Source organism: Neobacillus drentensis (genome assembly GCF_036966985.1).
Classification (GTDB): domain Bacteria; phylum Bacillota; class Bacilli; order Bacillales; family Cytobacillaceae; genus Neobacillus; species Neobacillus drentensis_E.
In genome coordinates this window covers 1-2,299 of record NZ_JBALSN010000411.1, presented here as the reverse complement: position 1 = coordinate 2,299, position 2,299 = coordinate 1, and the positions used below count along the sequence as shown (strand labels likewise).

General features: G+C 34.7%; 3 protein-coding genes. All 3 read right to left on the bottom strand.

The window, feature by feature from the left end; genetic code table 11:
* Nucleotides 1-695: hemolysin family protein (locus V7659_RS23740; protein WP_335542619.1), on the bottom strand; the 695-nt coding region annotated here is incomplete at its 3' end.
* 98 nt (nt 696-793) lie between these two features.
* Nucleotides 794-1,207: a MerR family transcriptional regulator gene (locus V7659_RS23735; protein WP_335542618.1), complete on the bottom strand. Its 414-nt coding sequence runs from the start codon at nt 1,205-1,207 to the stop codon at nt 794-796.
* 148 nt (nt 1,208-1,355) lie between these two features.
* The gene (map, locus tag V7659_RS23730) at nt 1,356-2,096 is read right to left on the bottom strand and encodes a type I methionyl aminopeptidase (protein WP_335542617.1); all 741 of its coding nucleotides are present in this window, start codon (nt 2,094-2,096) and stop codon (nt 1,356-1,358) included.
* Nucleotides 2,097-2,299 lie beyond the last annotated feature (203 nt).

Genomic DNA, 2,299 nt, shown 5'->3' with positions numbered 1-2,299 from the left:
GAGATATCAAATGCAACTATTTCCGTACGAGGCACCATAATTTCATTGGCATTTCGATCATCAAATTCAAAGATATTGTTTACATATTTATATTCCGATTGATTAATCTCCCCGCTCTTGTAGCTTTCAGAGATGATTATTTGAAGTTCTTCTTCTGAGTGTGCAGCTTCATGTTCTGATGCAGGCTTTAATCCAAAAATACCTACAATGAAACGCGCAGAGCCATTTAACGCTTTAATAAACGGGTACATGATTCTATAAAAGAGGATCATCGGTCTTGCAAATAACAATGTGACCTCTTCTGCTTTTTGGATGGCAAAAGTCTTTGGAGCTAGTTCCCCTACCACGACATGAATAAATGTTACTGATGCAAAAGCAAGTATAAAAGAAGTTATACTTGAAATTGATTCAGGCATGTTGAAGTAACTCAATAACGGGTGAAGGATGTGCTCTACCGTTGGTTCTCCTAGCCAACCAAGACCTAAAGCTGTAACGGTAATACCTAGTTGACATGCCGATAAATACTCATCAAGATTTGAAACAATCTTTTTCGCCGCGATTGCACTCTTGTTCCCTTCGCTAACAAGTTGATCAATACGTGTACCGCGGATTTTAACAATAGCAAATTCATACGCTACAAAAAATGCTGTAAAAGCAATTAAAATTGCTATTATTAGTAGATTACTAATTATCAATGGTCTCCTTACTTAAATATTTAAGTAAGGAATACACCTCCTGTTATTTTACGTGTTTTGATTTGAATTATTTTCTAGCAAAATAGTTATCTACAAAATTAGCTAAACAGTACTAATAATGTTTGAGCCAATGTAACGCCTTCTGATGATAATCTATTTACCAACTTTTCTTTTTGTTGTTCGTTTAATTTTTGTAGAATCGGTTCCATCACATGAATTTCTTCTTTTAGATGCTGCATAATACTAGCAATCTGTTCAAAATGTTTTTCAACTTTTTGTTTATCAATGGTATTGTCTGATTTAATCAATTCAATTGAAGACTTTATTTCCTCTAGGGGCATATTAAGATTCTTATAGTGTTCAATCATATTTAAAATCTTAATACATTCTTCTCCGTACAATCGATAATTAGAATCCGTCCGAATAGGGTTTAGTAAGCCTATTTGGGTGTAATAATCAATGGTCCGTTTAGAAATATTCTTCAATTTTGCTATTTCACCAATTCGATACAACTCCCCAAATTACTCACCCCTTCCCAAATAAATGTTAATACAAATATACCACATTTCAAACCATACAGTCAACGTAATGGTTTGAAATGTGGATGTAAGTTTACAAAGTAAAATATAGAACTGAAAAAGTTCTATATCTTACTTATCATTATCGTGTTAATATGACCGGTCCGTTTTTGGTGATAATTAACGTATGTTCGTACTGCGCTACAAAGCTTTTTTCTGTCACAAACGTCCAGCCATCATCAAGTTGAAACACTTCTTCATCATGGGTTGAGATGAATGGTTCGAAGGCAATAACCATCCCTTCCCTTAACAATCCATTGTCAGAAGTTTCATTGTAATTATAAATATATTCAGGTTTCTCATGAATTGTTCGTCCAATTCCGTGTCCAGTTAGATTTTTTATCACCGTTAAGCCATGATTTTTTGCTGTTTGGTAGACGACTTTACCCATTCCATTTATTTTAGAGCCTGGTTTAGCTTTTTTTAGACCAGATTCAAAGGCTTCCTTTGCTACCTCACAAATTTTGGTAAGAATTTCTTCCCCTTCTCCAACAACAATTGAGATACCTGTATCAGCAAAATAACCGTTCTTAGAACCCGAGACATCGATATTTACCAGGTCACCTTCTTTGATCACTCGTCCACTGGGAATCCCATGTGCTACTTCTTCGTTTACGCTTATACATGTATAGCCTGGAAAATCGTATTCGCCTTTAGGAGCAGATATAGCTCCTTCCTTTTCAAATAACTCAGCTGCTATATTATCGAGTTCAAGAGTGGTAACCCCAGGTACCGCCCTTTGCACTAATTCATCGCGGATGGAAGCTACAATCCTGCCGATTTCCTTCAAGCCATTAAAATCTTCTTCGGTCTTTGCAATCATTCTTTTTCCCACCTATTTTATCTAAAATTACGTTCACCTATTAGATTGTACATTTATCCTAAGGTAAAATCCAAGCATAAAAGTTTCTAAAGAACAAAAAAATACAGAGTTAATCCTACTCTGCATTTTTTGAGATTATAATGTTTTTATCTTTTTGATAAAACTAATTTCGAGTTGAAATTTTTCGAAGATTTCTTTGTAGG